Genomic DNA, 7,665 nt, shown 5'->3' with positions numbered 1-7,665 from the left:
TCGGTCAGCTCCACCGTGCCGATGGCGTCGATGAGGGCGTCCACCGCGGAGGCGGCTGCCCGGTCGTCGTCGGTGGGACCGGCGGCCTCCAGGTCGGCGTAGGCCTTCTCGGCGGCTTCCAGCACGTCCAGCTTCTCCACCAGCGGCTTCTGCACGTCGGTCAGGGCGTCGTAGGCGGCGCGGGCGGCGTCGATGGCAGCCTTGCAGGCCTCGGTCAGCTCCACCGTGCCGATGGCGTCGATGAGGGCATCGATTGCCTTAGCCATGGCCCGGTCGTCGTCGGTGGGCACCGTGGGGTCAACCGGCACGTCGGGCTCGTCAGGCTCGGGTTCCTGGTCGGTCAGGTTCCAGGGATCCTGGTAGGTGCGCTCGGCGACGTTCACCGGGCTGCCGGCGCCGTCTAGGTTGCTGCCGTGCACGCCGTCGGTCAGCGACGAGCCCACGCCAGCTACGGCCGCCTTGTCGGCATCCATGGCCCGACGCTGCAGGTGCACCTTTTGGCCGGCGAACTTATCCTCGCCGCCCACCTGCACACCGTCCTTCTCCAGGTCGTTCCACGCCCAGCCGTCGATGGCCACGCGGTCGTACAGGGCCAGGCCGGCGTCGTTGGCAACGCTTGCCGCCGCAGCCATCTTCGACCAGGCGACACCGCCCGGTCCCATGATCTTGGCTTCCTCGGCCTCGTCGTCGGTCCAACGCTGGGCCAGCACAATCAGCCCGTTCACGCCGGCGTCGGGCAGCAGACGCGTGGTGGCCTCGTCCAGGTCGGAGTCGTTAGTGGGCACGTTCACCGGATCGGAGAAGGTGCCGTCCTCCTGCTCCTCGGCCGTGGACGGATCGATGGCGTTGAGCTGCGTAACGGCCCAGCCGCCGTCATCGGCCGTGGGGGCATCGGGCAGCTTGACCACGTTCACGCGGTAGCCGTACACCACTTCCTCGCCCATCTCGTCGGTGCCGAAGGTGGGTAGCTGGTCGAAGTACCAGGCGCCGTCGTTCTTGGTCACCACGGAATGGTCGGTCTCGTCGAAGACCAGGTCGAACTCCCACCAATCGTTGCGCTGGTAGGGCTCGGCGGCACTCGGGTCGCCGGTGCGGTACATGTAGCGGGTCAGCTTCACCACGGCGCCCGCCACACCCGCTTCCTCTTCCTCGCGGATGCCGTCGCGGTCCTCGTCGTTCCACACGATACCGGCGATGTAGCTCAGCGGCGCCTCCTTCAGGCCCACGTCTCCACTGCGGGCGGCGCCCACGGGACGCGGCACGTCGAAGCTGGCCGTGGACGGTTCGCCGGCGGCGGGAACGCGCCACGACGTACCGTCGAGCACCAGGTCTTGCTGGTACTGGTGACCGTCGCCCTCCACGGCGCTCTGGGCCAGGTAGATGCGGCCGTCCTGCACCGTCACGACCGGCGCCTCGGCCGTGGCCCCATAGCTGATCTGGGGCTTGAGCACCAGCGAGCGATCGTCGCCTGTGCCCTCGCGGGTCAGGTCGGAGTCGAATGATGCGTCGTCGCCCTTATGGAAGCGGGTCATGGTAAAGCCGGCGGCCGGCTCGGCGGAGCTCACGCGGTAGCGCACCAGGTACAGCTTGTCGGTGGCACCCAGCTCGCCGTAGGCCATGATGGAGCCGTCGGAAGCGCTCTTCTGCAGGTAGCTGGGCAGCTCGCCGAAGGTGTAGACGCCCTGGGTGTCGGAGATGGCCAGGCGCGCGCCGAAGGGCGTGGGCGTCACAGTGTCCTGGGTGATGCCGGTGGCCATGGGCGTGTAGCCCACGGACGTACCGGCGCGGTTCGGCAGCGTGACGATGACCACGCTGTCCAGCACCTCGCTCGGGAACACCACGTCGTCGCCGAACACCGGGCCGTCGCCGGGGGTGCCGGGCGTCTCGGGAGCGTCGGGGTCGCCGCCCTCGGAGCCGTCGCCGGGGGTCTCGGGAGCGTCGCCGCCCTCGGTGCCCTCGCCCGCCGCCGGGCCGTCGCCCTCCTCGGCTGCGGCCGGCGTGCCGGCCGCAGCGGCTATGGCCTCGTAGTAGGCCTCGTTGCCGCGAGCGCGCACCGACACGGTGTATTCGCTGTTGTAGGCCAGGCGGAAGAAGTTCGCCAGGCCCTCGCCGTCGGCCGCGGTCCATTCGGCATCGGCAGCCGCCGGGTCGTCCAAGGTGTACTCGAAGCCGTACTCCGCGGACAGGTCGGGGTCGATCAGGGTCGGGGCCTTCACCACCAGAAGCGAGGTGCCGCCGGCCTCCACCGCGAACCCAGTGTTGGCGCCCTCAACGATGCGGGTGCCCGTGGTGAACACGTACATGGGGTTGCCCAGCTCGTCCACGCCGTTCTCGGGACGCCTGACCTCAACCTTGTACTCGGTCAGCGGCTCCACCGCAAGCGGGGTGGCAGCAGCGTCGTCGGCACCGTTCTGGAAGCGGCCGGGCTTGCCCGCCACCGGCCACGGACGGCCGGACGCACCGCCGTACCACTCGCTCGCCGGCGTCTGCACGATGGCCCCGTGCTCGTCGCGCTCCACCTTCACCAGGCGGTAGCTCGCGTCGTCCACCACGTTCTTGACCACCACGTAGTCGTCGCCCGCACGCAAGTCACCGGTCTCCAGCATGCTGTCTTCCTTGCGCTGGAAGGCTGGGTTCTGCACCCAGGTGCCGTCGTCGTCCAGGTACTCCTGGATTAGGAACATGCGCTGGCCGGAGATGGGCTTCTCCAAGCCCGGCGTGATAGACTCGGGCAGCGACTCAGCGTCGTCGAGGCCCTCCACCACGTAGTCGCGCAGGCCATTGTAGTTCTCGTCCTCCCACACCACGCCGCGGATCTCGGAGGTGTCGCGCGGCAGGAAGCCACCGTCCATGCGCACCTCGCTGGCAGCCACGGCCATGTCGAACTCCATGGTGGCGCCCTCGCCGGTACCCTCGCCCACCGTCACGCGGTAGACGTCCTGGGTGCCGCCCTCGGCCTCGGTCTTGTCGCTGGCGGCAGCGGCCAGCACGATGCGGCCGTCCACCACATAGCGACCCTCGGCAATCTCCACCACGCCGTCTCTTTGCGGCTCGATTCCGCTCTCCTCGGTGCCGCCGTACCAGGCCAGCGGATAGTTACCCACGCCGTAGACGCCGGCATCGGCCGCCCCCACGGCGCGATGGGCCTTGGAGTTGCTGTCGTTGTCCTCGTCGGGCACCAGCAGGTTGGCCACCGGCATGCCCTGCACCGTCTGGGCCAGGCCGTAGGTGGCGTTGGGGGCGCCCAGCACCTCCACGGTGTAGCCGATCAGGTAGTCCTTGTGCGCGGTGCCGTCGTCGTTCTCATCGAAGGAGCTGCCGTAAAGGTTGTCGAAGCGGTAATAGCCTTTTGCGTCGGTGGTCTGGGGGTTGGGCGCCTCCAGCTTCTCCCACTTCTTGGCGTCGTCGTTCCACTTCCACGGCTGCAAAATGACCACGCGGTTCTCCAGCGGCTCCTCGCCTTCGTCGCGCAGGCCGTTGTAGTTCTCATCGATCCACAGGTAGCCGGCGATGGACTGCGAGGCCGGGTCGAACAGACCGCCGTCGTTGAAGGCACCGTCGGAGCCGTCAGCCATGTCGTAGTTCAGCGAGTCCTGGTCCGCCGCCAGCGCCGTGGCCATGGCGGCTGCGGCGAAGGTGGCGATAGAGGCGCGCCCGCCCGAAGCCGCGTAGTCCGTGAAGGGCACCTGCGGCTTGTTGGGGTTGTTGGACACCGCGCCCAGCTGGCGGTTGGCCGGCACCGATCCGGCGTCGGCGGCCTCCAGCAGCACAATGTACTCCTCGTCGCCCATGAGGTAAGACTTGCTGGGCGAGAAAGTCTCGTAAACCAGGTCGGAGTCGCGAGCCACGTCGTCGCCCTGGCGGAACTTCGACGCCATACGGTTCATGCGCCAGGCCGGCTCATCAATCTTGGCGCGGAAGCCGAAGATCACCTTCTCGGTGAGCCCGTCGCCGTCCACGTCCACGCGGCCCTGGGTCTGCAGCTGGTCGAAGCGGTAGATGCCGTTACGCGTATCGCCGTAGGCGTTGGGCTGCTCGGCCGTGGCGGTGATCATGCTGCCGTCCGTGGCATCCCAGGTGACGTCTAGGTTCTCGTCGGTGTACAGCTTCGCTTCGTCTGCCGACCACGGGTACGCCGTCCAGGTGGCACCATCATCGGCGGTGTAGAAGCGTTCAAGCTTCACGGAAATACGGTTGATGCCGTGCTCGGTCACCCACTGCGGCGTCACGCCGTCGGCCTCGAACAGCGGGTTGCCGTCGGAATCGGTGGCCTGCACCCAGTTGCCCAGGTCGTCCACGATTACCGCGGTGCCGTCGGGCAGGCGCTCCAGCTCGGGATTGCCGTGGGCGTCAAGCACCGGCACGGTGTTGCCGTCCTGGTCGAGCACCGGCGTGCCGTCAGCGTTGCGCTCCAGCTTCACCATGCCCTGCAGACCGTCGTTGTTGGCGTCGTTCCACAGCACGCCCACGATGTCCTGCACTGGCGGCGGCAGCTGGCCGGCGTCGCCGGCGTCAATCGCATTAGACCCCTCGCGGTAGTCGCGGGCGTCCATCCAGTCGAACACCAGGCTGCCGTCGAGGTTGTTAACGTAGTCCGTAGCGGGAACGGCCTGCTCGGCATGGGCGCCGCGGCCAGTGGCGCCGGGTGTGGCGGCCAGAATGATCTGGCCCTCCAGCATCTCCTGGCGCATACCCAGGTAGCGGTTGGTCAGACCGTCGCCCTCCACGGCCGTCTCGCGGCCGATGAGCGGGTAGTTGCGGTCCAGGCCCAGGTTGTCGGGCAGGTCGGAGTCGAGCTCCAGGGAATCCTCGCCACCCTGGTGGTAACGGGTCATCATCCAGGCGCCCTCGGCGTCGTCCAGCAGCTCGTCCACCAGCTTCACGCGGTAGGCGGCCAGGTAGTGCTTGCCCGTGGCCGGGTCGGTGTAGGCCGTGGGCAGGTTGTCGAAGCGGTAGACGCCCTCGTCGTTGGTGCTAATGGTCACTACACCGTCGGCAACAGAGGCACTAGCAGCCCAGTCGCCGGCAACCACGGCCAGACGACCGGTCAGGGCCGCGTAGCCGTCCGCCGCGAAACGATCGTTGCGCACCCACTGGCTTGTGTAGGAGGCGTCAATCTTGCCGGAGAAGTTCAGCGTCTCGTCGAAGTTCTCGTCCAGGAAGCCGGGGTTAGCCGGAGCGGCAGCAGCTTCGGGATCGAAGTACCATTGCTCAAGCGTGATCTTCACATCCGGGATGCCCGGCTCCTTGTCGGCGTCGCTGCTCTGCAGGCCGTTGTAGTCGGCATCGCGCCACACGCGGCCTTCCAGCGAGCGCGTGGGAATGGGCAGCTGGCCGGCGTCGCCACCACTGTAGGATTCATCCTCGTCGAAACGAGCACGCATCATGTCGTAGACCACGGTGCCCGCAGCACCCACCACCACGTCCTCGGCGGGGATGATCACCTGGGCCGTCTGCTCGCCCGGATCAACGCCGCGGATAGGGCCGGCCAAGATGATCTGGCCCTTGCCGCCGCGCGAGCCCACCGGATCGACGGTCTCATCGTCCAGCAGCTGATCGACGATGTCTATGCGTCCTTCCAGCGCGTACACGTCCAAGGTGCCCGCCTGGCTGTCGTCGACGTCGGAATCGGAATGCACGTCCACCGACGTGGTGCCGTCGGGGTTCTCCACGAGGTTGTCCACGTGGAAACGGGTCATCATCCAGGGCTTCGCAGAGATAAGCGTACCGTCGTCGGCGCGCTCCTCGTCCTCGTGCAGCCCCATGAGCTCCACGCGGTAGGAGGCCAGGCGCAGGCGACTCACCTTGCCCACCTCGTCGGCGGTCAGGTTCTTGATGTAGGTGGTGGGCAGGCTCTTGAAGGAGTAGACGCCCTCGCCGTTGGTCTTGATGTACACGCGGCCGTCGGACACGTAGGCGCCCTGGGCCCAGTCGCCCGTGGCGATGGCGGCCAGGTTGTTGTAGCCGGCCACGCAGAAGTCGGCGTTGCGGATCCAGTGGGTCCCGAAGTTGGGGTCGCCCTCCTCGTCGTTGACCATGGTCTCGTCGTAGTAGTACTGGCTGAGGCGCACGGTCTCGCCCTCAAGGCCCGGCTCGGTCGGATCGTAGACGTTCACGGTCTCCATGACCGGGTTGCCCTCGGCGTCGACAACCGGATTGCCCTCGTCGTCCAGCTTCGGCACCGTGTCGGTGGTCATGGCCTGCAGGCCGTCGTAGTCGGCATCGTGCCACACGCGTCCGCTGATCTCGCGGCGCGGTACGGCCAGCTCGCCGATATCGCCGCCCTGCACCTGGGTGTCACGGCGGGTCAGGTAGTCGTAGGTGACGCTCTGGCCGCTATCGGCACCCTCGTACACATCGGAGAGCGCAACGCTTACCTGCGAGATCTGGTTCGGGTACAGGCGGTCGGCGCCGGCCTTGGCTGCCAGGATGATCTGGCCGTCCAGGGCGCGCAGCTGGGTGGTGCCGTCGGCGTCCACCTCGCGGCCGATCACCTTGTAGGCGTCCTGGGTGCCCGGGCGCGTGTCGCGCACGTCGGAGTCGGCCAGCACGTCGGAGCCGCTGTGGTAGTGGGTCATCATCCACGGAGTGGAGTACAGCACGTTGCCGTCCTCGTCGGTGACCTCCTCCTGATGCAGGCCCATGAGCACCACGCGGTAGGAGGCCAGGTAGTGGCGCCCGTCGGGTGCGGTGTAGGCCGTGGGCAGGTTGTCGAAGCGGTAGTTGCCGTTCTCGTCGGTCACCGTGCGCACCAAGCCGTCGGCCTGGGACTGCCCGATGGGATAAGTCTTGTCCTGCTCCTTCAGCTCCAGCGTGAGCATGGTGGCCGGATCTTCCGGGTCGGGGTACTGGCGCACCCACACCGTGTAGTCGCGGCCCATGAAGTCCTGGCGCGTCTCTTCCTTCCAGTCGGCAGCGGCCGAGGTGCGGGCGTCGTTGCCGAAATTGTCGTTGCGGAACCAGTGGGTGCCGTCGGCCGCCACGTTGTCCGGGTCGTAGTAGTACTGCTCGATGGCCACCGGCTCGCCCGGCATGCCATCGAAGAGCACGTTGCCGTCCTCGTCGGTCAGCACGTTGCCGCTCTCGTCGGTCTTGGGCTGGCAGATGCCGTCGTAGTCCTCGTCGTTCCACACGCGGCCGGTGACGCTGCTGCGCGGCACCTCCACCAGGCCCACGTCCCAGTGCTCGATACGCTGGGCGGCGCCCAGGTCGTACTGGCCCGTGGTGGCGGAAGCGCCGAAGCCGCCGCGCACGGAGCGCACGTTCTCGGCGGCAGCGCCGCTGGCGGAAGCAGCCTGCTCCTTCAGGCGGTTCACCACGGCCGGGCTGCTCAGGTTCAGCTTGGCCGCCTCGACCTCGGTCAGCAGCTGGCGCGAGATGAGGTAGTCGGCCACCATGCGGCCGTCCATGGAATCCAGCAGCATGGTAAGGGTGGCCGTCCGGGCGTCCTCCTCGGTCAGCTTGCCAACGCTCACCAGGTAGTTGGCCAGATTCTCCTTGGCCATGGTATCCAGGTTACCGGCCACCACGATCATCTGCTGGTAGGACACGTCGGCGTCATGGCCGCCGGCGGCAACCTGCGAGCCCTGGCCGAAGCCAGAGGCCGAGGTAGAGCCGCTGCCCTGTTCGTTCAGGTAGTAGGCGTACACCGGCTCGCCGTCGCGC

General features: G+C 67.7%; 1 protein-coding gene (only partly in view). It reads right to left on the bottom strand.

Features of this window, described 5'->3' with window-relative positions; all coding sequences use genetic code 11:
• The coding region annotated (locus NFR41_RS01265; protein ID WP_251230373.1) for a hypothetical protein crosses the window boundary (this coding region is incomplete at its 3' end): on the bottom strand, positions 1 to 7,665 show 7,665 of its 33,773 nt. 26,108 nt of the annotated region lie beyond the right edge of the window.

Origin of the sequence: Adlercreutzia aquisgranensis, from assembly GCF_943193145.1 — a bacterium.
GTDB lineage: Bacteria > Actinomycetota > Coriobacteriia > Coriobacteriales > Eggerthellaceae > Xiamenia > Xiamenia aquisgranensis.
Note: the sequence above shows the minus strand (reverse complement) of the source record. Positions and strands in the feature narration are given on the sequence as shown.